25 protein-coding genes and 1 pseudogene are annotated in these 23,659 nt (G+C 42.1%); 5 read left to right on the top strand and 21 right to left on the bottom strand.

All coding sequences use genetic code 11. The features are described from left to right. Nucleotides 1-7: 7 nt before the first annotated feature. From ACOJQI_RS09555 to acnA, 8 genes are all read right to left on the bottom strand, one after another. The gene (locus ACOJQI_RS09555) at nucleotides 8-1,627 is read right to left on the bottom strand and encodes a diguanylate cyclase (RefSeq protein WP_421384994.1); all 1,620 of its coding nucleotides are present in this window, start codon (nucleotides 1,625-1,627) and stop codon (nucleotides 8-10) included. A gap of 59 nt (nucleotides 1,628-1,686) precedes the next feature. Continuing rightward, the gene (locus tag ACOJQI_RS09550) at nucleotides 1,687-2,016 is read right to left on the bottom strand and encodes a hypothetical protein (protein WP_421384993.1); all 330 of its coding nucleotides are present in this window, start codon (nucleotides 2,014-2,016) and stop codon (nucleotides 1,687-1,689) included. Between the two features lie 23 nt (nucleotides 2,017-2,039). Beyond that, nucleotides 2,040-2,456, bottom strand: coding sequence for an acyl-CoA thioesterase (locus ACOJQI_RS09545; RefSeq protein WP_421384992.1), 417 nt, complete (start codon nucleotides 2,454-2,456; stop codon nucleotides 2,040-2,042). 101 nt (nucleotides 2,457-2,557) lie between these two features. Beyond that, the gene (gene tlp, locus ACOJQI_RS09540; RefSeq protein ID WP_421384991.1) at nucleotides 2,558-2,812 is read right to left on the bottom strand and encodes a small acid-soluble spore protein Tlp; all 255 of its coding nucleotides are present in this window, start codon (nucleotides 2,810-2,812) and stop codon (nucleotides 2,558-2,560) included. Nucleotides 2,813-2,852: 40 nt separating this feature from the next. Continuing rightward, nucleotides 2,853-2,996, bottom strand: a complete 144-nt coding sequence (locus ACOJQI_RS09535; protein WP_421384990.1) for an acid-soluble spore protein N — start codon at nucleotides 2,994-2,996, stop codon at nucleotides 2,853-2,855. Nucleotides 2,997-3,154: 158 nt separating this feature from the next. Further along, nucleotides 3,155-3,298, bottom strand: coding sequence for an FbpB family small basic protein (locus ACOJQI_RS09530; protein WP_421384989.1), 144 nt, complete (start codon nucleotides 3,296-3,298; stop codon nucleotides 3,155-3,157). A gap of 108 nt (nucleotides 3,299-3,406) precedes the next feature. Beyond that, nucleotides 3,407-3,982 (bottom strand): peroxiredoxin family protein, encoded by a 576-nt coding sequence (locus ACOJQI_RS09525; RefSeq protein WP_421384988.1) that lies wholly within the window; start codon nucleotides 3,980-3,982, stop codon nucleotides 3,407-3,409. 592 nt (nucleotides 3,983-4,574) lie between these two features. Next, the gene (acnA, locus tag ACOJQI_RS09520) at nucleotides 4,575-7,286 is read right to left on the bottom strand and encodes an aconitate hydratase AcnA (RefSeq protein ID WP_421384987.1); all 2,712 of its coding nucleotides are present in this window, start codon (nucleotides 7,284-7,286) and stop codon (nucleotides 4,575-4,577) included. 325 nt (nucleotides 7,287-7,611) lie between these two features. Between acnA and sspO the strand changes: the two genes are divergently transcribed. Then, a complete protein-coding gene (gene sspO / locus ACOJQI_RS09515) occupies nucleotides 7,612-7,761 on the top strand; it encodes a small acid-soluble spore protein O (RefSeq protein WP_421384986.1) in 150 nt (49 codons plus the stop codon). A 133-nt stretch (nucleotides 7,762-7,894) separates the two neighbouring features. Here the strand turns inward: sspO and ACOJQI_RS09510 are convergent, their stop codons facing one another. After that, entirely contained in the window at nucleotides 7,895-8,158 is a 264-nt protein-coding gene (locus ACOJQI_RS09510) for a hypothetical protein (protein ID WP_421384985.1), read from the bottom strand. Nucleotides 8,159-8,303: 145 nt separating this feature from the next. Here ACOJQI_RS09510 and ACOJQI_RS09505 point away from each other — a divergent pair, with 145 nt between their 5' ends. Next, nucleotides 8,304-8,447: a small acid-soluble spore protein P gene (locus ACOJQI_RS09505; RefSeq protein ID WP_421384984.1), complete on the top strand. Its 144-nt coding sequence runs from the start codon at nucleotides 8,304-8,306 to the stop codon at nucleotides 8,445-8,447. 38 nt (nucleotides 8,448-8,485) lie between these two features. Here ACOJQI_RS09505 and selA read toward each other — a convergent pair whose 3' ends face one another. Beyond that, nucleotides 8,486-9,895 carry an L-seryl-tRNA(Sec) selenium transferase gene (gene selA, locus ACOJQI_RS09500; protein WP_421384983.1) on the bottom strand — a complete coding sequence of 470 codons (1,410 nt, stop codon included), beginning with the start codon at nucleotides 9,893-9,895 and terminating at the stop codon, nucleotides 8,486-8,488. Between the two features lie 146 nt (nucleotides 9,896-10,041). Here selA and ACOJQI_RS09495 point away from each other — a divergent pair, with 146 nt between their 5' ends. Then, nucleotides 10,042-10,428, top strand: a complete 387-nt coding sequence (locus tag ACOJQI_RS09495) for a hypothetical protein (protein ID WP_421384982.1) — start codon at nucleotides 10,042-10,044, stop codon at nucleotides 10,426-10,428. A gap of 30 nt (nucleotides 10,429-10,458) precedes the next feature. Here ACOJQI_RS09495 and ACOJQI_RS09490 read toward each other — a convergent pair. Both ACOJQI_RS09490 and ACOJQI_RS09485 read right to left on the bottom strand, forming a co-directional pair. Then, a pseudogene (locus tag ACOJQI_RS09490) lies at nucleotides 10,459-10,644 on the bottom strand (Rdx family protein); the annotation flags it as partial. A 513-nt stretch (nucleotides 10,645-11,157) separates the two neighbouring features. Next, the gene (locus tag ACOJQI_RS09485) at nucleotides 11,158-13,398 is read right to left on the bottom strand and encodes an AAA domain-containing protein (protein ID WP_421384981.1); all 2,241 of its coding nucleotides are present in this window, start codon (nucleotides 13,396-13,398) and stop codon (nucleotides 11,158-11,160) included. A gap of 179 nt (nucleotides 13,399-13,577) precedes the next feature. On the opposite strand from ACOJQI_RS09485, the gene ACOJQI_RS09480 reads away from it, so the two are divergent. Continuing rightward, nucleotides 13,578-13,832, top strand: a complete 255-nt coding sequence (locus ACOJQI_RS09480; RefSeq protein ID WP_421384980.1) for a GlsB/YeaQ/YmgE family stress response membrane protein — start codon at nucleotides 13,578-13,580, stop codon at nucleotides 13,830-13,832. A gap of 86 nt (nucleotides 13,833-13,918) precedes the next feature. Here ACOJQI_RS09480 and ACOJQI_RS09475 read toward each other — a convergent pair whose 3' ends face one another. From ACOJQI_RS09475 to ACOJQI_RS09440, 8 genes are all read right to left on the bottom strand, one after another. Continuing rightward, a complete protein-coding gene (locus ACOJQI_RS09475; protein ID WP_421384979.1) occupies nucleotides 13,919-14,530 on the bottom strand; it encodes a lytic transglycosylase domain-containing protein in 612 nt (203 codons plus the stop codon). A gap of 162 nt (nucleotides 14,531-14,692) precedes the next feature. Then, nucleotides 14,693-14,812 (bottom strand): YjcZ family sporulation protein, encoded by a 120-nt coding sequence (locus ACOJQI_RS09470; RefSeq protein ID WP_421384978.1) that lies wholly within the window; start codon nucleotides 14,810-14,812, stop codon nucleotides 14,693-14,695. 128 nt (nucleotides 14,813-14,940) lie between these two features. Next, nucleotides 14,941-16,458, bottom strand: coding sequence for a glycine betaine uptake BCCT transporter (locus ACOJQI_RS09465; protein WP_421384977.1), 1,518 nt, complete (start codon nucleotides 16,456-16,458; stop codon nucleotides 14,941-14,943). A 535-nt stretch (nucleotides 16,459-16,993) separates the two neighbouring features. Further along, a complete protein-coding gene (locus ACOJQI_RS09460; RefSeq protein WP_421384976.1) occupies nucleotides 16,994-17,572 on the bottom strand; it encodes a 3D domain-containing protein in 579 nt (192 codons plus the stop codon). Nucleotides 17,573-17,839: 267 nt separating this feature from the next. Further along, nucleotides 17,840-18,676, bottom strand: coding sequence for a LysM peptidoglycan-binding domain-containing protein (locus tag ACOJQI_RS09455; RefSeq protein ID WP_421384975.1), 837 nt, complete (start codon nucleotides 18,674-18,676; stop codon nucleotides 17,840-17,842). A 440-nt stretch (nucleotides 18,677-19,116) separates the two neighbouring features. After that, entirely contained in the window at nucleotides 19,117-19,860 is a 744-nt protein-coding gene (gene map / locus ACOJQI_RS09450; RefSeq protein ID WP_421384974.1) for a type I methionyl aminopeptidase, read from the bottom strand. Between the two features lie 91 nt (nucleotides 19,861-19,951). Then, on the bottom strand, nucleotides 19,952-21,223 hold the full coding sequence (locus tag ACOJQI_RS09445; RefSeq protein WP_421384973.1) for a DUF2254 domain-containing protein: 1,272 nt from the start codon (nucleotides 21,221-21,223) through the stop codon (nucleotides 19,952-19,954). A 98-nt stretch (nucleotides 21,224-21,321) separates the two neighbouring features. After that, nucleotides 21,322-21,984, bottom strand: a complete 663-nt coding sequence (locus ACOJQI_RS09440; RefSeq protein ID WP_421384972.1) for a type 1 glutamine amidotransferase domain-containing protein — start codon at nucleotides 21,982-21,984, stop codon at nucleotides 21,322-21,324. Nucleotides 21,985-22,140: 156 nt separating this feature from the next. Between ACOJQI_RS09440 and ACOJQI_RS09435 the strand changes: the two genes are divergently transcribed. Further along, nucleotides 22,141-22,500 carry a rhodanese-like domain-containing protein gene (locus ACOJQI_RS09435; RefSeq protein WP_421385438.1) on the top strand — a complete coding sequence of 120 codons (360 nt, stop codon included), beginning with the start codon at nucleotides 22,141-22,143 and terminating at the stop codon, nucleotides 22,498-22,500. Between the two features lie 39 nt (nucleotides 22,501-22,539). On the opposite strand, the gene ACOJQI_RS09430 is transcribed toward ACOJQI_RS09435, so the two are convergent. After that, a complete protein-coding gene (locus ACOJQI_RS09430) occupies nucleotides 22,540-23,640 on the bottom strand; it encodes a M24 family metallopeptidase (protein WP_421384971.1) in 1,101 nt (366 codons plus the stop codon). Nucleotides 23,641-23,659 lie beyond the last annotated feature (19 nt).

Raw genomic sequence — 23,659 nt, 5'->3', positions numbered from 1 at the left:
ATCTCTCCTAAGAATGGTCTGCTAATTTTTTCAAATAGAATAGTATCTTGTTTTCGAACGCGTTCAATGAGAATGGTTTAACGACATAGTCGGCCACTCCCAATTCGATTGCCTGCATCATCTCTGCCTTTCTTGTTTCTGCTGAAAGCATCAATACAGTAAAGGAATCAAAATCTGCTTGTTTCAAGGTTTCGATTCCGCTCATCCCATCCATGAAAATGTTGAGCAGGATCATCCCCCTCGGGTTATGATCCATCCAGCGGCTCGCTAAGAACTGTTCACCACTTTCGAACTTAGTTATCTCTATCGGCATTTTATTTTCGGAGGCTGTCTGCTTAATAGTATTGGAAAGAAGGACCTGCATGATTGGATCATCTTCCAATATAGCAATCGCTACGGCTTTATGCGCCGGGGACATACTCCGGTTGAACAGGGTCACTTGATTTCTGCCATTTTCTTTAGATTGATAGAGAGCAAGATCAGCCATATCCAGCCAATAAGATAGTGAAGTTGAGACAGAAGCATCAACATCCACCACACCTGAAGAGAAAGTACAGCTGAACTCCTGTCCTTCCTCAGCCTTGAAAACATACGCCGAGAAATCGGATAGAATTTTATCCAGGCGTTCTTTACATTTTTCTGCGGAAGTTTCAGGCGACAGAAGGACAAATTCCTCTCCTCCATATCTGATCAGGATATCTTCCGGCCTGACCCTTTTTTTAACAAACTCAGAAAACTCTTTTAAGACGATATCACCTGTCAGATGGCCAAATCGGTCATTTACCCGCTTAAAATAATCAAGGTCTAAAAAGGCAGCGGATAACTCCTTTTCTTCTTCCCATTGCTTGGCGCATAACTGAGAAAACGAATTTCGGAGATACTTCCGGTTATACAATCTTGTCAATTCATCAACAAGAATCAAGTGATCGACGAACCCTTTTCTTTCAATCTGCCTGTTTAACCTTATAAAAAGTTCTTCTAAGATAAAGGGCTTCTGCAGAAAATCATCTGCTCCCTTTTTATAACTGTCCATTCGCAGGCTGTCAGAATTGTCATCCGACATCATGACCACCGGAACATATTGCTTCTGTACTGTATTGGTGATATGAGACAGCGTATCCAGTCCATTTTGATCTCCAAGAAAAATATCAAGCAGTATACAATCAGGTTTCACATCATATAGAGCTGAAATCGCTTTATCTGCATCTGTAAAACCAAAAACATGAAAGCCCTTCTTTTCAAGAAAATCTTTAATATAAATGAGGAAGCCCGTATCGTTTTCCACTAAAAAGACAATCTTTCTTCTTTCCGTCAGATCAGCCCCGATAGGGAAGGCAATATCATTTTCATACTCAAATTGATAGCATTCTTTCAAAAGAGGAGAAATGATCTCCTGTATATCCTTTCTGTTCCAGCTGCGGTCCCCTCTGCTGTCAACGATTTCCATGGATACAGAGGCCAGACGGCCGATCTCATCGAGTTCTATCGTTGGTGCAGTCCCGCTGATGGAATGAAAAAACCGCCTGACATCTGCAGCCGGAATCTCCTTATTCGAACTTAGCCATTCAGATAATTTTTTTCTTATATTATCAATTAGTTTGTGCTGATAAACCTTCATTTTAGTCATAGATAACCCCAGTAAAATATTAATAGATAATTAGAACTTACTATTATATATATGGGAAGTCAATTGTCATTTTTTCGACAATCGTCATCCCGGAAAAACCTGTCCAGATGGCTGTAAAGTTTTTCACTCTCCAAGATCTGTTTCTGTTTTTGCCCTAAAAGGTCAAAGTGAGGATAGTCCGTTCTCCGGTCATCGATCCATTCCCTTTTCAGGCCATACTTCTCTCCCCACTCAGCAAGTGTATTGATATCCCGTGCACCCGCTTTTGTGACAGTATGACAATCGGGAAAGCGGTCATCAAGCCAATAATGGGTCAGGAAAGCAACATTTCCCTGATCTATTTCCTGTTTCCATCTTTTTAACTCTTCTCTGTTAATTCCGAAAGCCATAATTTCAAACCATTTCCCTTTGATTATTTTTTTGCTCTCTCATACGCTTCATGCCAGTCAGGGAATAGTCTCTTTACTGATATCGGACGGAAAGAATCTTTCTTTACACAAACATGTTTAGAAATTGCGGTGACGGAGAGGTCTCCTTTTTCAGTGAAGATTTCATAACCATATGTCACTCTCAAACCGTCATAAGACTCAACCCAGGTCTTTACAACCGCTTTCTCCCCATACCTGACCGGACTCTTATAGCTGATTTCTATATCAATGACAGGAGAAATGATACCCTCCTTCTCCATATCCGCGTAACGGAATCCAAGATCTTCTATAAGCTTTGTTCTGCCCAGTTCCATCCAAACTAAGTAATTGGCATGATAAACAACACCCATTTGGTCAGTCTCGGCATAACGGACTTCTATACTTTTTTCTGATATATACATAACCTAATCACCTTTATCCTTATAATTTCTCTTCTCAAGTTTATCATAAAGAAGACTTCCTTCCATAGAAGAAGCTGCCGGAAGGTTCCGGCAGCCGAGCATTATTTATATTGGTTATCTTGATTGTTTCTTTGGTATGCTGCCTCATCTTTCAGTTCGCTTCTGAAAGCGTCGATGCTTTCTCTGCGGCGTTCATTTTTTGCTTCGATAGCCTGTTTCTGTTCCTCGCTGTCTGTATAAGCCAGTGATTCTTCAGCTCTCTCCATATTCTGGATTGTATGAAAAACCTTGCTTTGCAGCTTTTCAACGTTATCACTGCGGTCATCTGGATTAGGACGGTTATTGTATTCTGCCAAGGTAGGTTCCTCCTTTAAGTAAGGGTTAATGTCTTAGATGTTACTCACCTTTTGTCTGGATCACTTGAGCATGCTTGCCGGACTTATCCTGCATTTGTCTCCCCTTATTTCCCCCTGCTTCACGAGGCTGGGTGCCGATATGATTAGGAACAAAGTGACTTCTGCTTCCTTTTGGATTGCTCATGAAAAAATCCCTCCCTTAATCATTAGAATTTCCAAAGGGAGGGAAGATATGAGTATTCTTTAATTAGATATTCCTGCCTGTGCTGGGAAAAGTGCGGTAGCGGTTACCTTTTATGTAATCGCTGAAACGCAATGATAGGACTTGTTAAAGAGAAAAAGTTACTCTGCTTTATCCATCCGTTTAATTTCCAGTCTTGATTCAATTCTTTCTTCAATCGCATCGATTGCTTCCGCATCCATCATCAATGCTTTTTTATTTTCAATTACTAAATCTGCAAATGATTTTTTTCTTGGTTTACGCATTTTTTACCCTCTCTTCTGTCATAGTCTACTCCTAGTATGGGCAAACTTCAGGTTGATTATAATTCAATTTTCTAAAATTTTTAAAAAGAGAGGGTATTCTCTTAACTTTTATTGCACAAACACATGAAAACCTTCTTCATCCATGGCACCTATGTGCTTATTGATGACATATCCTTTCTCGTCAATCAGCATTGTGGTCGGGATTGAAATGACCTGATATTCTTCATTTACTTTGTCATCTATATCCAGTAGTACAGGAAAACTGATCCCTGTATCCTCAGCAAATTCCTGAGCATGATCTTCAGGGTCTATATTGATGGAGATGACTTCTATATCTTTTTGAGTTCCGTTTTTAAAAGCTTCAAGCGCAGGCAGTTCCTGCGTGCAAGGAGTACACCAGGCTGCCCAAAAATTCATCAACACTTTCTTTCCCCTGAAATCAGTTAAAGAAATTGTGTCACCCGTAAGAGTTTTTAAAGTGAAATCCGGTGCAATGCTGCCCAATTTTGGGCCGGGCAATCTGTCTGGAACGTCTCCAACGGCATCCGACATTTCTGAGTCAACGGAAACTGCTGCTTTTTCTTCTTCTTCGTCAAACTTAAACATCACAGGTGATGACATATTTTCTAAATAAACGACCGTTATAAATGAAAGAATTAAAACTGTTCCAATCAGTTTTTTCACTGATCCGCCCTCCAAATTTACGTGATAATTCATATTATGAGGGCTTGTCTGGGTTTATTATTTGATTTTTGCTATAAGGGTTATTCAGGTTCATCTTTTCTCACCCTTATGCCTCTTAATTGCATCAAAGTTATCTTGCATTGGGAGTCTAAGGGGGCTATCTAGATGCCTTTTCACCTAAAACCCGTCTCCCATTAAGGGCTTCCTAGATGCCTTTTCGACTTAAACTAAACTCGCTTTGGGACTCAAAGGCTTCCTAGACGACTTTTCGACTTAAACCAAACGCGCTTTGGGAATCTAAAACCTCTCTAGATGCCTTTTCACCCTAAACCCGTCCCTCATTAGGACTCTAAAAGTTCCCTACACGACCTTTCATCCTAAACCCCTCTTCCTTTGGGACTCTAAGGGCTATCTAGATGCCTTTTCACCTTAAACCTGTCTCTCATTAGGACTCTAAAAGCTCCCTACACAACTGTTCACCCTAAACCCATCTTCCTTTGGGACTCTAAAAGCTCTCTTGATTCCTCCTGCCCTTAAGATTTGGGAATTTCACAAAAAAACACCCGCTTCAAAGGAAGCGGGTGTTTCAATATTACGCTTTAAGTTTGTCGCGAAGTACCATTTGCAGGATACCGCCATGACGGTAGTAATCAACTTCAACTTCAGAGTCGAAACGTACAAGTGCTTCGAATTCAGTTTTGTTGCCGTCTTCGTCAGTAGCAGTAACTTTAACGATATCACGAGGTTTAACACCTTCAGCAAGATCAACAGAAATGGATTCTGTACCTTTCAAGCCTAGTGTATCCGCGTTTTCATCCTTCTTGAATTGAAGAGGAAGAACACCCATCATTACAAGGTTGGAACGGTGGATACGCTCATAGCTCTCAGCGATTACAGTCTTGATGCCAAGAAGGTTAGTACCTTTGGCAGCCCAGTCACGGGAAGATCCCATTCCGTAGTCTTTGCCTGCTAGTACAGCAAGGCCTACACCTTGTTCTTTGTACTTCATGCAAGCATCATACATTGCCATAACTTCATCTTCAGGCCAGTAAGTCGTGAATCCGCCTTCTGTTCCTGGTGCAATGCGGTTACGGATACGGATGTTCGCGAACGTTCCGCGCATCATTACTTCATGGTTACCGCGGCGGGAACCATAAGAGTTGAAATCGCGTGGCTCTACGCCATTGTTACGCAGGTATTTTCCAGCTGGTGTATCTTTACCGATCGCACCGGCAGGAGAAATATGGTCTGTTGTGACGGAATCACCGAACTTACCAACTACTCTCAATCCTTCTAAAGGCTTGATGTCTTCAGGATTCGTAGCAAGACCTTCGAAGAAAGGAGGGTTTTGGATGTACGTTGATTTGTCATCAAAGCTGTACAATGGCTCATTGCTTGTTTGGATTTCGTTCCAGCGTTTGTTGTCATTGAATACATTTTCATATTCTTTTCTGAACAATTCTGGTGTAACTGTTCGTTTTACAACATCCTTCACTTCATCCTGTGTTGGCCAGATATCAGCGAAGAATACGTCATTTCCATCCTTATCTTTTCCAAGCGAATCGTTCTTAAGGTCGATATCCACTGTACCAGCAAGCGCATATGCTACAACCAATGGCGGTGAAGCAAGGTAGTTTGCTTTAACAAGCGGGTGGATACGTCCTTCAAAGTTACGGTTACCGGAAAGAACGGAAGTCAATAGAAGGTCAGCATCTGCAACAGCTTTCTCGATTTCAGGACGAAGTGGACCTGAGTTACCGATACATGTCGTACAACCATACCCTACAAGGTTGAATCCAAGCTTTTCAAGCGGCTCAAGCAAGCCTGAATCTTGAAGATAACCTGTAACAACTTTTGAACCAGGAGCAAGGGAAGTCTTAACATAATCAGGTACAACCATACCTTTTTCAGCAGCTTTTTGAGCTACAAGGCCTGCACCAAGCATAACGTATGGATTGGAAGTGTTCGTACAAGAAGTAATCGCAGCAATACCGATACCGCCTGTTGGGATTTTGACTTCTTCACCATTTTGGTTTGTGTATGTCGCTGTTTTTTCAATTTCTTTCTCATCAAGTCCGAATCCTTGAACACCTTCAGGATTTGTGATCGCTTGATGGAAAGAAGGTTTCATTTCAGAAAGCGGGATCAAATCCTGCGGACGTTTAGGGCCGGAAAGATTTGGTTCGATTTCAGAAAGGTTGATTTCAACTACATCTGTGTAGATTGGATCTTCCTTATCAGGAGTGAAGAACATATCGTTTTCTTTCAAATATTGTTCAACCACATTGATGTGTTCTTCGGAACGACCAGTTAAACGCATGTAGTCAAGGGACTCAGCATCAACCGGGAAGAATCCGCAAGTTGCACCGTATTCAGGAGCCATGTTGGCAATTGTCGCACGGTCAGCAAGCGGAAGTGTCGCAACACCTTCACCGAAGTACTCGACAAATTTGCCGACAACACCTTTTTGACGAAGCACTTGAGTGACTTTAAGCGCAAGGTCAGTTGCAGTAGCTCCATTTGGAAGAGCTCCAGTCATCTTAACACCGATTACTTCAGGAATCGGGAAGTATGAAGGCTGTCCAAGCATTCCTGCTTCTGCCTCGATACCGCCAACACCCCATCCAAGTACACCAATACCATTGATCATTGTTGTATGGGAGTCAGTACCGACTAGTGTATCAGGATATGTTTCAAATTCACCGTCTTCGTTCTCGACTGCGTGAACTACATTTGCAAGGTACTCAAGGTTAACCTGGTGGACGATACCAGTTGCCGGCGGCACAGCACGGTAGTTTTTGAATGCTTTTTGTGCCCAGCTTAAGAACTGGTAACGCTCTGCATTACGTTCAAACTCAAGGTCCATGTTGACTGCAAGAGAGTCAGCTGTACCGTACTTATCAACCTGTACAGAGTGGTCGATTACAAGATCAACCGGGATTTCAGGGTTGATTTTATCAGGGTCTCCGCCGATATCAGCCATTGCTTTACGCAAAGAAGCCAAATCTACTACCGCCGGTACTCCTGTAAAGTCTTGAAGGATTACACGTGAAGGCTTGAAAGGGACTTCAGCCTCAGAAACATCTTTAGATCCCCAGTTTGCCAGGTTTTCTACATGGTCTTTGTTAATTACGCGGCCGTCATATTGACGCAGTACTGATTCAAGCAATACCTTCACAGAGTAAGGTAAGCGTGAAACTTTGGCTACGCCCGCCTCTTCTAATGCTTTTAAACGATAAAAATGATAGCGTTTCCCGGCTGCTTCGAATGAAGTACGGGAGTTAAATACGTCGTTCTTCGCCATCTCAATTCCCCCTCTTAGAGATTGTAACGATTTTCGTGTGGTGAAAAGTTTGATTCTGTTTTCCAACTTGGTTCACATTAACATCTTAATACAAGCGATTACATAAGTAAATATCAAGAAAGTTATTGTGTCTGATAAGTTTTCCTTATGGGTTTTCGACTTTTCATTTTGTGACGAAACAAAAAGCCGGTAAATCAAGGTTTTTGTAAAAATAATCTGATTTCTTCCAGCGTGTTTTATTATCCTGAAAAAACAAATTAAGTTGCTTTTGCTTATAGGATTGCCTTCCCGGGGAAACGATATATTTCAAGGGGAGGTGACGCAAATGGCCAAAAGAAAAGCAAATCATATCCGTGAAGGCATGAATGCCTCCAAAGCTCAAGGTACTGGAGCCGGATATAATGAAGAGTTTTCTAATGAACCTTTAACTGCTGCCCAAAGACAAAACAACAAAAAGCGCAAGAAAAATCAATAATCAAACAATTTCAACTATATAGTAACAAATCTTGCGCCTTTTTCTCAATTGAAAGGCCTTGCAAAAATAATTATACTTATCAAAACAAAAAGGGATTGGCCCTCAATGCGGCCAATCCCTTTCTACTTGTGACTCAGCTCGGATCCTGGTTTACCTTCTGCATCACAGAGGATAAATCCGATCTCATCTTTTCGAGCTGCTCGCGTTGATGCTCGGAAGCTACTTCCAATGCATTTTCAATTTGCTGGTAGGCTTCATTCACTTCATTCTTCAGATGTGCCAGCTGATGGCCATAATCTGCACCTTCCAGGACCAATTCATTTACTGCATCTTGTACTTCTTCATGGCCTTGTTGAGCCGCCTGAAATGCCTGTTGTTTATCTTTATGATATGGCATGATGTCATCTCCTTTAGGAAAATAATCCAATGTTAGATTCTCCTTTTTCAGCAGAAATTATACAGTGAGTGCAGAAAGCCAAGTAAAGAGTTGATGAATAAGAGCCAATGAAAATCCGCATTCTACATTTAGGAGGGATGCCAAAATGAACAAAAACGATGGAAAAGATATGCGCAGAAATTCAACAAAAGGACAGCCTACCGGCCAGCCGGAACCATTAAGCGGCTCGAAAAAGGTTAAAAATCATAACCATACCCGCCAAAAACATAATCAACACCACGATATGTAAAATGAAACACAGTCTCCGTTATTGAGACTGTGTTTTTGCTACCCTTGCCTATCCAGGTCAAATAAAGCGTTTTGGATATACGGGATTTCTTCAGCGTCCACAGTCCTGAAGTCGAGCAGCAGTTCATCACGATGGATTCTCGCAATGATTGGAATCTCCGCCGTCCTTAATCCTTTTTCCAATTTGTCCGCATCCATCCATTTATGCTTTATAGACAGCACAAATGTATCAAGTTCCACTTCAGGCATCGTACCTCCGCCGACCTGGCTTTTATCAGGTTTTACTTCTGTAGAGAAGTTGCTGCAATTCTCCAGCAGGAAATAAGCCGTTTCATGTGCTATATTTTTCAATTCGTCCGCTTCCATCAGCAGAGCCCTATAAGCAGGGATGTTTTTTTCATTGCCCTTCAAGTAATCCAGGAGAGTTCCTTCGAGTGCGGCAAGTGTCATTTTGTCCACCCGCAGGACCCGGGCAAGCTGATGCTTCTTCAAGATATCGATGAATCTTTTCTTCCCCGCAATGATGCCAGCCTGCGGCCCTCCCAGCAATTTATCACCGCTGAACGATACAAGGTCTGCCCCCTTGGAGATCACGTCCTCTACCAGAGGTTCGGATCCAATGCCATGATTCTTTAAATCGTAAAGCATTCCACTCCCCAAGTCCTCGTAAAAGATAACATGTTCATGACCGGAAGCCAATTCTGCCAGTTCTTCTGTCTCGGCTTCTTCCGTAAAGCCTCTGATGACAAAATTGCTTCTATGGACTTTCATCAGCATCGAAGTATTTTCATTAATTTTATCTTCATAATCCGCTGCTCTAGTCTTGTTTGTAGTCCCTACCTCTATCAAGTCTGCACCGCTTTCTTCCATGATGGAAGATACACGGAACGAGCCGCCGATTTCCACTAGTTCTCCCCTCGAAACAATTACTTCTTTGTTCTTGCCGAGGGCGGATAAGATTAAAAATACGGCCGCCGCATTGTTGTTAACCACCATCGCCGCTTCAGCCCCGGTGACTTCCCTAATCAGGGTTTCAGCATGCTTGTGGCGGGAGCCCCTTGTCCCTTTTTCAAGGTCATACTCTAAATTATTATAGTTTCGCGCAATCTCCAACACATGCCGTGCAGCTGTTTCACTCAACCTCGCCCTCCCGAGGTTTGTGTGAAGTATGGTTCCGCTCGCATTGATGACTTTGGATAAGGTGTAGGAGAATTTATTTTTAGCCGCTTGTTCCGCTTGTTGTAATAAGAAATCATTTAAATCCGCACTTCCGGGTAACGGTCCCTCCCAGGTGCCTTTGAGTAGATGCTTCCTTAAATTTGCCACAGCATCTTGGATCAGTCCAGTGCCCTGTTCAATCGAGATGTCCTGTTCCTTCACCATTTCGGCAAATCTCCCATCCTGCTGTATTTCATGGATGGAGGGTATTTTTCTTAACAGTTCCTTCATGATAATTGCCTCCTGTTTCGAAAACACATAGAATATTTCACATTATACCACCCACACATCATAACCCAAAAAGAATAAACTGTTGAAAAGGAAAGCTCAAATCGCCCCAAACCCGACAAGAGCTTAAAGGAAAGATGGAGGAAAACATGTGTAATGCGGGAGATGATTTCAAATTAGAAGAGTGGGAACGATGGATGAAAGACTGGCTGCTGGACCCTTATACAACACAGCTTGACGAGTCGCAATTCAGGCTGGATTTGTTTGATACCACCGAAGCGTACATCGTGGAAGCGACAACGGAAGAGATTACTGTACAGGAAGTGACCCTTACTAAAAAGGAACAGACACTTACCATTGAAATTATTCCAAGAGAGGATGAGCGCAGCAGGATCAGGTCTGTGAATTTTCCTTTTTCCTTAAAATTTAATCCTATCAGGTTGTATCCCCGCGAAGGATACTTGGAAATCCATATTTTGAAAGCGCCCGACAAAAAGCCTGTCCCTTCTGTCATCCGTTTCCAAGGGTCTATATAAAAAAAGATCAGCCCGCAGCCAGGCTGATCTTTATTTATTTTCAATTTTTCCAATGATCTCGTCTACATCTGGAAAAATACCTGAATCCAATTTCGAGTATATTTTTTCTCCTTCAACCGACACCTCAAAAGCACCGCCAGACGAAGGAATCAAGTTGAGTTCTTCTAAGTCTGCACGAAAATGATTAAATAGTTCTTCCGCGAACCTCGCGGCTTTTGGCGCGTAGTTTCACATCATGCAGAATTCTATTGACATAGAAAACTTTTTCATGGGGACATTCCTCCTTTGTAACACTATCTCTATCTGACATTTTAATATAGACATAAACTTTGTGCAAACGCCCTCAATTTCTTAGAGGTCATTCTTTTATATCAGCTGCCTCCCTTTATAATCCGGCGTTTAGCTCTTAATCAGCCTATTATACAAATTGACTTCCTCTATACCCCCGTGTTTAGCTCTTAATCACCCTATTGCACCCACTGACTTCCTCTATAACCCAGTGTTTCTCCCTTATTCACCCTACTATACAAGCTGGCTCTCTTTATAATCCGGTGTTTAGCTCTTAATCAGCCTACTATACAAATTGACTTCCTCTATAACCCAGTGTTTAGATCTTAATCACCCTATTACACACGCTGAATTCCTCTATAACCCAGTGTTTCTCCCTTATTCACCCTACTATACACACTGCCTCCCTTTATAATCCGGCGTTCCGACCTGAAACCACTGCTACGATAAATACGATTCATAGGCAGTATAAAATTTGCTGGAAAAAACCCTTACCATGAAGGGGAAGCTCTTTTCGCCGGCTTTCTGTTGGAATTGTCCAAACCACATTACCTTTTGGTCAAAGCCTATAAAGGGGTGAAGGAATTCTTTTGAGTCGATTTTATATTTTTTTAAAGGAATGCCCGCCTTTTGTTTACATAATATAATTATTGACTTCTCCACTTCTACTTTTTTCAATGATTGCCAAATAGCCACAGGAACATCTTCTGCATTGTTAAATGCCAAAACAATTTCTTTTTTGGCATTAAAAATGTCTTGCTGCAGTTTTTCCAGATCACCCTTTCTGAACCATTTCAAGCGCTTTGTATATGTCTTGGTAAAAACAACATATGAATTGGAGCGCGGCCTTTCCACTCTTTTTTCCAGATAGTCGATCAGCTTCCTTATGGGCTTACTTTCAGGCACACGATTTTTTATGAATTTTTGATTCCCTAATAAAACAAACTTCCCTCTCGCTCTGGTTACTGAGACATTGATCAGCCTCCCGCTATCCTTTTTTGTCAAAAGGGTGCCGGGTTTTTCTTGTGGAAAGCTGTCAGTAATATCAAAAAGAATCATATCTTTTTCGGACCCTTGAAATTTATGGACTGTGGAAGCAAAAATGCTGGATGATGCCGCAATATCACGCTCGTTAAAGAATATTGGCAATAATCGATTCACCCATTTAGCTTGTGCTCTGTAAGGCGTTACGTACCCGATTGACGCCATTCCTGATTCGTTTGCCGCCAGCATTAGCTGTATCGAAACCAGACTCGTCATCAAATTCCACCTGGAACCGCTATCTGTCAAGCACCATGGGGAATCGTCCACAATCGGCAGCAGAAAAGCCGCTTCTCCCTGAAAAGGTGATAGACTCGCAATGGATGTGCGCTGGTTGAGTACCTCGGGATGGTCAGTAACTAAAGAATGATAAAAATACTTATTTGTAAAAGCAGAGATATCCGGATGCATTCTTCTCTGGACGGGCAGGAGCATTAATTGCGGGTGTTGATTTGCATTTTCCACATGACGGGTGATTCCTGATAAGTGAAAGATATCCTGCTTCAGCCACTTTTCCACCAGTCCATGCCTTGAGACAGCTATCGGGGGTAGCTGTTTAAAATCACCGCATATGATCACCCGTGTTCCCAGTGTTGCAGCAAAAGCAATTTGCGGGGTATAAGCCATGCTTGCTTCATCGATGATAACCAGGTCAAAATGATTTTGATAGATGTGAGGATCGATTGCAGCTTTTGAAAGAGTTGTCGCGACAACCTGCGCTTCACTCACATATTGCCCCTCGCTTTTTCTAAGTTTTTCCCGGAGCTTAGCCAATCCGATTTCAATCTTCGTCAGCTGGGATGAATCCCTGCTGTTGAATTTTGCAGAAAGCTTCTTCTTCAGGAGAACCCTTTTCTTTTCAAACTTTCTCTTTCTTTCACTTGCAGGTACATCTCCCATTTCAGCCAGCTTCACCACACTTAATTCAGGATGGGAGAATACTTCCTCTTTTTCAGGAAATCCATAACGAATGACTTCCCCAGTTATCCATTTTCCATTCTCTTGAAGAAACCGGCTCATCTCCAATATCAAAACGTCAATAGCCGCATTGCTATTAGAAAGGAGTAATATCTTTTGGCCATTGACATATTGGTATGCTGCCGTTCGGGCAAGGGTATAGGTTTTCCCTGTCCCTGGAGGTCCCCATATATAGGTAATGGGATTATACTTTGCCCTCAAAACTACTTCATGTACAAGGCTTTTTGCTTTACCTGAAGGGTGGTAAGTCCTCATCCCGGGATTCATTACCCTTTCAACCGTCTTCAATTTCGCTGAATCTTCCTCTATTTCTTCCAGCCGTTCAATCAATTTATTCAGAAGATCCCAAGGTTCATTATGTACTATCCCTCTGCCTGTCTCTTCCCCTAAATCCGTATCGAGTTCAACGATGGCGTCTACCCCTTCGGAAGACAATACACTCCCTTCATACTTTTTGTTTTTGTACTCGAAGATGATGGAGCCTCCTTGAAATAAGCTGACCGGATAGGCGAGAACAAACCAATAGACGGCCCCTCTTTCGCTTGTCGCCAAATGCTGGCCCTTTATAACGGATATCCCCCTGCTTTCAAACTCTTTTAATTTTTGAATTTCAGCAATCAACGCTGTCTTCCACTGTTCTATCATTCTGCCTGCTGCATTCATTAAGACGACTCCTATAGATTTGATTGTTTATTTTCATTATGTCTATTCTTCCTTTTATTAAGCCTGTTGTTTCAGGGTAAAAAATATCCTTTACCCAGAAAGCAGCATGGTTTAACCCTATGATGTTCTGTGTATATTCTAGCTAAGCAATATAAAAAATCTCTTTGAGGAGGAGTATTATGAGTTTCATATTGTATTTAATCATTGGTGGTATCATTGGATGGCTTGCAGGTTTGATCCTTGGCAGGGACATACCAGGGGGCATAATCGGGAATATCATCGCCGGTATCATAGGTGCTTGGCTGGGTGCTGTCATCTTCGGAGACTTCGGTCCTGAAATAGCAGGCATCGCACTCATCCCAGCTCTGATAGGTGCTATTATTTTGGTATTCCTGTTAAGTTTGATTATGAAAAGCATGAGAAAATCCCATTAAGAAAAAAAGAAAAACAGGCTGTTGTATGCTGAGTCAATCAGCAGCCTGTTCTTCTTATTGAACCATTTCAATTCGGGGTATGCCTGTCACCACTTCTCTTTTTTATATCTTTCAGCATAAAATAAAACATCCTCAACGTACTCTTCACTGTGATTATAGGCAAATACAGCCCTTTCAATATCTCCATCGGCCGCACCATTGCTCGCCAGGTAGTTGGCTGCACTGTAAACGGCATCCTCAATATCCCAAGGATCAGCTTTTCCATCTCCATTCGCATCCACGCCATAGCCTCCGTATTTTGCGATAACTTTCGGATCGGTTAATTCTTCTTTCGGAATTTCCCCTTTGCCGAGACCATCACATGTAGGATGGGCCCATCCCACAAAGGTGCAAGGCATGAACTGAAGATGCCCTTCCGCCCCAACGGGAGAAACCATTGTCTTCATTTGAGAGAATTTCGTTTCCACCCTGTGATGGGCAGCAAGCAGATTCCATGGCACCCCGTACTTCTGAGAAGCATCTTTATAGATTGGAATGTACTCCGATGGAATTTCATCTTTCGCTTCCTCAGAAAGTTCCTGGTAGGTGATAAAACCGCCATATACGATAAAATACACAAGCAATATTGTCAACGGAATAAGCAGTACCTTAACTGGTGAATCCTTTTTCGTTTTCCGCTTCGGTCGTTTTTTAGCCATTCAATCGCATCAACCTTTTATTCAGTGTCCAATCTATTTTAAAAAAACTTATAGATATAAGCAACTAATTATCTGTTTCTTTTATATAAACCGGTCCTTTGGTATGTACTAAATAAAATAACAGCTTCAGAAGAGGAGTCCCCTGAAGCTGTCCATAAGAAATTATCTTACATAAGCCGCACCGACAATGATTAACAGAATAAACAGAACGACAATCAACACAAATGTGCTTCCATAGCCGTAACCGCCACCGCCATAGCCATATCCACCGTAACCGTACATACATGAACACCTCCTCGTACCATGGTTATTACACTGTATGCCGCTGATGAATTTATGACTGAAGTAAATGCCCGGATATACAAAAAAAACAGACAGCCCGCCAAGAGGCGGATCTGTCTGTTTTACTTTTATCGTACTTTATTGCGTGGTTTTGGTTTCAGATATAGACCAAGTTCTTTCTTTTCTTTATTTAATGCTCTGTAGAGCGATACCATCATAAGAATCATGATCATCGAGAACGGGAATGCAGCAATGATCAAAGCATTCTGCAAGGCCTGCAGTCCGCCGCTGTACATCAATATCAAAGCAACTGTGGACTGCGAAATTCCCCAAGTTAATTTGACTGTATTTGGAGGAGTCAACGAGCCATAAGTTGTCTGCATACCCAGAACAAAAGTTGCAGAGTCAGCAGAAGTGATGAAGAACGTACTGATTAGAATAACAGCTACGATTGAAAGGATCGCAGATAAAGGAATCTGATTAAATACAGCGAATAAGACTTCCTCAGTTGCAAAAGTAGTCAGGTCAACTGCACCTGATTGCTGGATGTCTATAGCTGTCGTTCCAAAGACCGCAAACCAGATCATGCTGACAAGGGACGGCAGAAGGAGTACCCCGAATAGGAATTCCCGGATGGTTCTGCCTCGGGACACCCTTGCGATAAAGATCCCTACGAATGGAGACCAGGATATCCACCATGCCCAGTAAAATATTGTCCAGCCGTTTATCCAGGACTGATGATCCTCATTCAGCGGAGCAATACGGAAAGACATTCTTATCAAGTTTTGTACATAAGCACCAAGGGTGTCTGTGAATAGATTCAAAGTGAGCAGCGTAGGGCCGACAACAAACATAAGGACTAGTAATGCAACTGCCAGTACCATGTTTGTGTTACTTAGATATTTGATTCCTTTACTAAGTCCTGACCATGCAGAGATCATGAACAGTACCGTTACAATGGCAATGATGATAAATTGCATCGTAAAGTTGTTTGGGATCCCAATCAGGTAGGAAAGGCCCCCATTGATCTGGGCAGCGCCGAATCCTAATGTGGTCGCAACCCCGACAACTGTCGCAAAGACAGCCAAAACATCGATGATCGTTCCAAGCGGACCTTTTACGCGATCACCAAACAATGGCTTTAGAGTAGCTGAAACAAGGCCGGGCTCTCCCTTCCTGAACTGGAAGTAAGCAAGTGCAAGGGCAACAAGTGCATAAATGGCCCATGCGTGAATCCCCCAGTGGAAGAAGGCATAACGCATTCCTTCCTTGATTGCTTCATTAGTCCCTCCTTCAGCCATCGGAGGTGCCATAAAATGGGAAAGCGGTTCAGCTGCTCCCCAGAATACCAGCCCGATCCCCATTCCGGCACTGAACAGCATGGCAAACCATGTGGATGTGCTGTATTCAGGTTTTTCATCCGGTTTTCCAAGGCGGATCGTTCCAATGGGGCTGATAATAAGAAAGATACAGAAAATTACAATGGCTGTAACGAGAATTAAATAATACCAGCCAAACCTCGTGGTTATAAATGATTGAACTCTTGCCGTAAATTCTTCAAAACTGTCAGGAGCAGTGACCCCAAAGATCAACGCAGCCAATACGATAGCTATCGTGATCCAAAAAACATTTGATATTTTTTTCATCATCATTCTCCTTTCTTATGTAAGTCGAATCATCATCAATACCTCTACACTTTTTAATATCCTAGCTTCCGCCCGTTAAAACAACATTGTCAACCTTAACAGAATGTTTCCTTTAATTTCAACTAATTCGCCTTGTTTAGTAAACTCTTTTATGGAATTTCGATTACTATCTTTGGATACTTGGCTTATTTTCTCCTTGAAAATCAAAATGATACTCTTAAATAAATGGCTCTCATCAATATGGATGGTGAATGAATCTTGCCCATCCTACAAAAGCTACCAAATGAATCTGAACTTTAACTTAAGGAGGATCAACGATGGCAAAAAATACTCAGAGCAGCCAGCATGAAGCAGCAAAAGAATTAGCTGAGAGACAAATGAGTGACCGCAAAGAAATACAGTCAGTGAAGAACCCAAATACAAAACCCGGACGTTAACACAGTAAAGCGCTAAAAGGGACAGTCCCTCTTAGCGCTTTACTGTGTGAAAGCATATTAAAACCACTCCCGAATGATGGGGAGTGGTCTATCCTTCATTATTCTATAATTTGCACGGTGATATTTTTGACACCATATTCTAATGCTGCCTCACGGGAAGGGATGAAGATGTCGATTCGATTTCCTATGATTGCGCTTCCTGTATCTTCTGCTGTTGCATAACCAAAGCCTTCGACATATACTTTCGATCCAAGCGGAATCACGGACGGATCTACTGCGATGACTTTTTCGTCCGGATTGGCTCTCAAGTCCACACCTGTTTTTGTAATCCCGATACAGCCGTCACAATAAGCTGTATAAGCTGTCGCCTTAACTTCAACTTCTTTGACTATGTTATCTTCGCCCTTCACTTTTACCTCTTCTGTTTTTTTCTGCTCTGGCAGCAGTGCTTCTTTTCCTTTATGAATCAATTCCTGCCTTGTTTCAACGGTAATACCAGCTTCATCCTGTTGAGAAGCCAGTTCCCAAAGCATGTCACCTTCTTCAATATTATGATAGTTTTCTACAGTTCCTTCTGATTTCGTTTCTTTATTTTTATTTTCTTCTGCTTGAGCAGATAATGTAAAAATTCCAATTGTTATAAGAGCAATAAATGCAGCGATTAGTGTTTTTTTCATGTTGTATCCTCCTTTAGGCGGTTACGCCAACAGAAGAAATAGTAACATAGGCTTGTCTCATACCGGTGACAAAAGAATGATGAAAGCATTACATTTCCTTGACAGTCCGTAATTTTACAGGAATATTTTCACACGCCGGCCATATATTTGAGTTTCCCTTTAAATCTTCCAGCAAAGCCCGAATAGAAAAAAAAAACATTGTAGTCATTTGCTCCCTTTTCACAAAAAAAGAAGCAAAGGCATAGGCCCTTGCTTCTTTACTAACAATTAATCCAGGATTGTGACTTTTACTGAACGTACTCCCCAATCAAGAGCATCTTGTCTTTCCGGGATGAATACATCAATTTTTTTACCTTGGATGGCACCGCCTGTATCCTGTGCAGTCGCATATCCATAACCTTCTACATAAACCCTTGTTCCAAGCGGGATAACGTCAGGGTCTACTGCAATGACTTTTGCATCAGGGTTTGCATTTAGGTCTACACCTGTTCTTGTAACCCCTGAACAGCCCGCACAGTTTGCAGTATAGGCTGTAGCTTTAACAGTGATGGCATTAGCCTTTTCTTGAGTCGGTTGAGTATTTACAGGTGTTTCAGCTGGTTGAGCCGGAACTGATTCCTGTACTGCCGGTTGAGCTGGTTCTGCTGCGGCTGTTTCCTGAGCAGCAGGTGCAGCTGCTGGCTCTTCCGTGGATTGTTGTACAGGTGCTGCCTGTTCTTGTTCATTTACAAGTGTGGCAATTCCACGGTTGTCCAAATCAATTGTCAGTGTTTGTCCTGGATAGATGATATCAGAAGTCAATGAGTTAGTATTCATCAATTCATCGACAGAAACGCCATAATATTTTGCAATTCCCCACAAAGTATCTCCGGACTCTACTTTGTATGTTTCAGTAGAAGAAACTCTCAATTCCTGCGCAGGGAAGATAAGATCGGAGTTTAAGTTATTCCATTTTAGAAGATTCTCAACTGTTGTTCCATATTCCTTTGACAATCCCCAAAGAGTATCGCCCTTCTTAACTTCTACCTTTTCTGCAGAGGCACTCGCGCCCATTGTTAGAGTTAAACTTGCTGCCGTTGCAAGAGTGATAACCGTTTTCTTCATCTAGTAATCCTCTCCTTTGTTAGTAAGTGGTACGATATCTTTACTCACATTCTTCATGCTAACATAGGAGTACTACAGTGCGATTACGAGAGTATAATAGAGTCAATACATTTGTATTTCAACGTTGTAATGGGATTTTATTCCTAGGATTGATAGGATTGGAAGTCTATAAAAGGAGGGTAAAAAAGTTCCTGTTAAGGGTTTAATAAGGAAGGTAACTTGGTAAACAAATACGTTGTTATCTATTATAGTAACTTTTTCAGGTCGAAATTTCAATAGAATACAGGAAGTTTGTCAAACTTTTTGCTTTTGTGCCATTCCTATTTATTTGCAGGTTACTTCTAGAACAACGTGTCTTTTTCGGCCAAGTCCCCTTCCTTTTTTTATCCATAAAAAATAGAGCAGCCGATGGTTTCCCATAGGCTGCTCTATTTACGCTATTAGAGAGTTAAGATAATCGGTTCCCCTTTAGTCACGACGATGGTGTGTTCGATTTGTGCCACAAAGCTCTTATCTTCTGTAACGAATGTCCATCCATCCGACTCCTGGACAATTTCTTCTGCGTTTGTAGAGACGAACGGTTCAAATGCAATGACCATGCCATCTGCAAGAAGACCGTTATCCCAAGGATCGAAGTAATTCATTATATGGGCCGGTTCCTCATGAAGGGATTTGCCTACCCCATGGCCTGTCAGGTTTTTGATGACAGTGTATCCGTTTTTTCGCGCTTCATTATGAACGGCCTTTCCAATTCCGTTCAATTTAGAACCCGCTTTGATTTTTCTTAGTCCTGCATCGAATGATTTCTTTACTGCGTCACAAAGATCCTGAAGTTTCTCGTCTCCTTCACCTACGACAAAAGAAATCCCTGTATCTGCATAGAAACCATCTTTGGAGCCGGAAACGTCGATGTTGACGAGGTCTCCTTCTTGAATGACTCTGTCACCCGGGATTCCATGGGCCACTTCTTCATTTACGCTGATGCAGGTAAAGCCCGGAAAATCATATTCTTGTTTAGGAGCAGAAATTGCCTCATGTTCTTCAAACAGTCTGGCTCCCAGCTCATCCAGCTCTTTGGTTGTCATTCCCGGTTTGGCAGCGCTTTTCATCTCATCCCTAATGGATGCGACAATTTTTCCGATGACTTTCATCGCTTGTAATTCTTGATCGTTTTTAATAATCATAAAATCTTCCTTCTTTTTAAGTAGTGTCTTTCTATATTATACAGATTTGAAATTGAATGAGAAGGAAATTGCCCACTAGGCGTCTTTAAAATTATTGTATCCTGGCTTGTAAATCATCAATTTTCTCGTTCAGAAACTTCGAATCCCATTCCTGAAGATTTTCCTTTTCTATATTCTGTAGGATGTATCTATGAAAACTATAGATTGTTTCTTGACGGCTGTCCGGCATTTCCTTTTGGATGATAATCATTGCATCCAGCAGGGCAAGGATGACGGATATATCCTGTTTTGCATAATGGACGATTTGATAAAAAGACTTGTACAGCATCCTTTCAAAGATAAAGAAGGGGATTGTTACACGGGGCTTCCCCTCTTTGTCGGTCATCGTCAGTTGGCCATCATTCAACTCCGCTGTATCTCCGAGAAGGACTCCCAGGTACCGTATACAGTCCCTTGCCGTGTTTGGATCATTAATGGAAGGCGAAACAGCCCTCACTGCTATCTCTGAGATTCTCTGTATGGAAAATTCCAAATCATACTTCCCCATTCTTTCACTCCCAAGGGATAAGTATTCTGTTAAATCCTCGTTCTTCTCGCTATTGCTGTAAATCGTGTATAGCGTCTGTCCCTTTCGGATGAACTTGCCGACACGTATCTTCAGATCAATGAGGACATCCTTTTCTGCTGAATGTTCCAATAAACCATTAAAGTCTACAAATTGGAGGAATCCGCTCTCTTTGCTCGAGACTTCCTTCTTATAGCGGTAAAGCCTTGGGATCATTTTTTCTTCCTGGACGACATTTTCTTTTTGCAGCTTCTTATAAAAATCCAGTACCTTCAGCGTATCTCTTTCCAGCCTTCCAATTAAGCTGCTGATCTGAATGGAAGTGGCAACATGATGAATGAAATAGGCAAAGAAAGCCAGACAGCCAATCGCATAAGCCACTCCAAAAAATGCGGCTGTGACAAATTCCTGTTGAAGTGAGTTCCTCATGAACAGCAAGGCCGTTATGCAATAAATGAACCCGCCCATAAAAATGCCAAGGCCTCTGACCGTTGTTTTGTCATTAATGAAGTGCTTCAGGGCTCTAGGGGAGAACTGCGATGAATATGTAGTCAGCACAACCATGACTGTTGAAAATGTGAATGTTGTCATAGTTAGGAGGGACCCGGCAATGGCACTTAGCACTACCTGTGCCAAATCTACTCTTGTCATCATAAAATCGGGCAGGTATTCTTCCATTGAAGCAGCCCAATAATAGTCAACGGTAATCGTCAGGATCGCCAGCACGAAAGATAATAAACTGTATAAGGAAGGAACAAACCACATTCTATTCTTTAAATTAATCAAAAAACTTTTCAAGGAAACCACCTCTTTTGGTCCATTGCGTAATTCATTATGTCATATCGATACTCTAAAACAAAATCACAAAAACCGGCCTGGAAAGCCGGCTTTTAAAGCTATTGAAGCTGTTCAGCGAATGCTTTTGCAGTGCTTAGACCTGATTGGGGATTCTGACCCGTTACGAACCCTGTATCCGTCACTGTAAAATCGGTAAAAGGACTGCCTTTTTGAAAATCCGCCCCATTTTCCCTCAACTTTGATTCCAACAGGAATGGCATCAAGGAATCCATGTCCATCTGTTGTTCTTCTTCATTAGTAAAGCCTGTTATCCTTTTGCCTTCAACGAGGGACTTACCTGATGACAGTTTCACGTCCACAAATCCAGCAGGGCCATGGCAAACGGCACCAATCAGCTTATCATTTTCGGCAAAGTGGGCCAAAGCCTTTTGCAATGCTGTATTCCCTGGGAGATCAAACATCGTTCCATGTCCTCCAGGCAGGAATATTCCATTAAAGTCATTCACATTCACTTGTGACAAAACAAGGGTACTCTCCAATTCCCTTATAGCTCCCTCCCATTCATCAGGAGGCATCTCACCTTCAGAAGTGCTCCGCGGATCAACAGGGACCCTTCCGCCTTCTATACTGGCAACACTTACACTATAGCCTCTGTTGGTAAATTCAACGTATGGCTCCGCGAATTCGGACAGCCATAAACCTGTTTGGTGTTCTTTATCCATCTGTTCCGTATTTGTCAGGACAATTAATATCTTCTTCATGATCCCATTCCTCCTTCTTCCCTGTTTACCTCTATTTATCCCTGGGGAAAGTGAATTAAACAATTATTACTGACAGGTTTTTTTAGATACAGTTTTGTGTAAATAAGGAATGGTATTTATTCATAAAAATTGAAAGGAGCCCCTGCATTGAGGTATATGCTATTAATCTTCATCGCCCTTCTCCCTTTGCTTCATGCATGCAGTCCCAATGTCCGGCCAGAGGAACTTACGAATGAAAAGGCACAGCAGATGATAGAATCAGAAGATGTAACTGTATTGGATGTACGGACCGAAGAGGAACACGCTCAAGGTCATTTGCAGGATAGTATTTTGATTCCCATGAGTGACCTGGAGAGCCGCTTGGAAGAGCTGGATAAAGACCAGGCTTATTTGATTGTTTCCCAAACAGGAAGCCAGTCTTCCCAAGCCGCAGACTTAATGAAGAATAATGGATTTACGGAAGTATACAATTTACAATCCGGCATAAGCGGCTGGAGTTATCCCCTTGAGAAATAACAAAAACCTCCTGCGCTTATCCGCACAGGAGGTTTTTGTTTATTCAATAATCTGCAGCTCTTTAGGGAATTTCGTAAGTGTTTCATAGCCGTTTTCTGTGACCAGTACATCATCTTCGATACGGACCCCGCCTATATCAGGCAGATAGATCCCCGGTTCAATGGTATACACCATCCCCTCTTTCAAAATCCCATCATTCAGATGGCTCATTGAAGGGAACTCATGAACATTAATACCCATCCCATGGCCGATACGGTGAGGGAAGTAGTCACCATATCCAGCATCAGAGATAATTTGACGTGCTGTGCTGTCCAGGTCCCCAATTCTGTTTCCTGGCTTGCTCGCCTCAAGTGATGCCTTTTCAGCTTTCAGCACTGTTTCGTAAATTTCTTTTTGTTTATCTGACACCGACTTGAAGGCAACTGTACGAGTGATATCTGAACAATATCCGTCAAGTACGACGCCTAAATCAAACAAGACAAAATCTCCCGGCTTCAGTGCCCTGTTCCCCGGATTTCCGTGGGGTTCTCCCGATTTTTCGCCGAAGAGTACCATTGTCGAAAAGGACATCTCCCTGATCCCTTTTTTCTTCAACTCATATTCAATCTTCGCCAATACTTCCATTTCGGTGATGCCTTCGCGAAGTGCATCCACCCCAGTCTGAACTCCAAAGTCAGCCATCTCTGCTGCACGGCGGATTATTTCAATTTCCCTTTCATCTTTGACGACTCTAAGCTCATTTAACCTATCCTCGGCATTGATGACTTCGGCTCCCGGGAAAAGAGACAAAAATGCTTCACTTCGGGAATATGAAAGGACTTCTTTTTCCAAAGCCACTTTCTCCGCTTTTCCTGTATCTCTCTTACGAATGGCTTTATTAATAAGATCCCAAGGGTTTTCATGGTCTGCATACCCAATGATTTCGTGTTCCCATCCTGCACTTTTCAATTGTCCTTTTTCCATAGCAGGAAGAACAAATAATGGTTCGGCCTCCTTAAAAAGAAACAATCCCATCAGGCGTTCATGCGGATCAGTAAGGAAAGTCGATAAATAAAACACATTTTCCTTAGAATTAATAAATGCTGCTTCAATGTTCTGGTCTTTCATCCAGGTTTGAAGTTTCTCAATTCGGCTGTTCATTCTGCTTCACTCCAATTAT

The sequence above is a fragment of the Bacillus salacetis genome (assembly GCF_049177075.1).
GTDB classification, from domain to species: domain Bacteria; phylum Bacillota; class Bacilli; order Bacillales; family Bacillaceae_B; genus Rossellomorea; species Rossellomorea salacetis_A.
The sequence above is the reverse complement of the archived record's forward strand: the minus strand, read 5'-3'. Positions and strand labels throughout refer to the sequence as shown.

What these genes read in the sequence shown, in the direction of transcription:
- ACOJQI_RS09440 (WP_421384972.1), bottom strand. Translation starts at nt 21,984, where the DNA reads ATGAAGAAGATATTAATTGTCCTGACAAATACGGAACAGATGGATAAA.
- ACOJQI_RS09495 (WP_421384982.1), top strand. Translation starts at nt 10,042, where the DNA reads ATGTGTAATGCGGGAGATGATTTCAAATTAGAAGAGTGGGAACGATGG.
- ACOJQI_RS09455 (WP_421384975.1), bottom strand. Translation starts at nt 18,676, where the DNA reads ATGAAGAAAACGGTTATCACTCTTGCAACGGCAGCAAGTTTAACTCTA.
- ACOJQI_RS09545 (WP_421384992.1), bottom strand. Translation starts at nt 2,456, where the DNA reads ATGTATATATCAGAAAAAAGTATAGAAGTCCGTTATGCCGAGACTGAC.
- ACOJQI_RS09550 (WP_421384993.1), bottom strand. Translation starts at nt 2,016, where the DNA reads ATGGCTTTCGGAATTAACAGAGAAGAGTTAAAAAGATGGAAACAGGAA.
- sspO (WP_421384986.1), top strand. Translation starts at nt 7,612, where the DNA reads ATGGCCAAAAGAAAAGCAAATCATATCCGTGAAGGCATGAATGCCTCC.
- ACOJQI_RS09505 (WP_421384984.1), top strand. Translation starts at nt 8,304, where the DNA reads ATGAACAAAAACGATGGAAAAGATATGCGCAGAAATTCAACAAAAGGA.
- acnA (WP_421384987.1), bottom strand. Translation starts at nt 7,286, where the DNA reads ATGGCGAAGAACGACGTATTTAACTCCCGTACTTCATTCGAAGCAGCC.
- ACOJQI_RS09485 (WP_421384981.1), bottom strand. Translation starts at nt 13,398, where the DNA reads ATGAATGCAGCAGGCAGAATGATAGAACAGTGGAAGACAGCGTTGATT.
- map (WP_421384974.1), bottom strand. Translation starts at nt 19,860, where the DNA reads ATGATTATTAAAAACGATCAAGAATTACAAGCGATGAAAGTCATCGGA.
- ACOJQI_RS09465 (WP_421384977.1), bottom strand. Translation starts at nt 16,458, where the DNA reads ATGAAAAAAATATCAAATGTTTTTTGGATCACGATAGCTATCGTATTG.
- ACOJQI_RS09470 (WP_421384978.1), bottom strand. Translation starts at nt 14,812, where the DNA reads ATGTACGGTTACGGTGGATATGGCTATGGCGGTGGCGGTTACGGCTAT.
- selA (WP_421384983.1), bottom strand. Translation starts at nt 9,895, where the DNA reads ATGAAGGAACTGTTAAGAAAAATACCCTCCATCCATGAAATACAGCAG.
- ACOJQI_RS09555 (WP_421384994.1), bottom strand. Translation starts at nt 1,627, where the DNA reads ATGACTAAAATGAAGGTTTATCAGCACAAACTAATTGATAATATAAGA.
- ACOJQI_RS09530 (WP_421384989.1), bottom strand. Translation starts at nt 3,298, where the DNA reads ATGCGTAAACCAAGAAAAAAATCATTTGCAGATTTAGTAATTGAAAAT.
- ACOJQI_RS09430 (WP_421384971.1), bottom strand. Translation starts at nt 23,640, where the DNA reads ATGAACAGCCGAATTGAGAAACTTCAAACCTGGATGAAAGACCAGAAC.
- ACOJQI_RS09510 (WP_421384985.1), bottom strand. Translation starts at nt 8,158, where the DNA reads ATGCCATATCATAAAGATAAACAACAGGCATTTCAGGCGGCTCAACAA.
- ACOJQI_RS09535 (WP_421384990.1), bottom strand. Translation starts at nt 2,996, where the DNA reads ATGAGCAATCCAAAAGGAAGCAGAAGTCACTTTGTTCCTAATCATATC.
- ACOJQI_RS09475 (WP_421384979.1), bottom strand. Translation starts at nt 14,530, where the DNA reads ATGGCTAAAAAACGACCGAAGCGGAAAACGAAAAAGGATTCACCAGTT.
- ACOJQI_RS09480 (WP_421384980.1), top strand. Translation starts at nt 13,578, where the DNA reads ATGAGTTTCATATTGTATTTAATCATTGGTGGTATCATTGGATGGCTT.
- ACOJQI_RS09460 (WP_421384976.1), bottom strand. Translation starts at nt 17,572, where the DNA reads ATGAAAAAAACACTAATCGCTGCATTTATTGCTCTTATAACAATTGGA.
- ACOJQI_RS09435 (WP_421385438.1), top strand. Translation starts at nt 22,141, where the DNA reads ATGCTATTAATCTTCATCGCCCTTCTCCCTTTGCTTCATGCATGCAGT.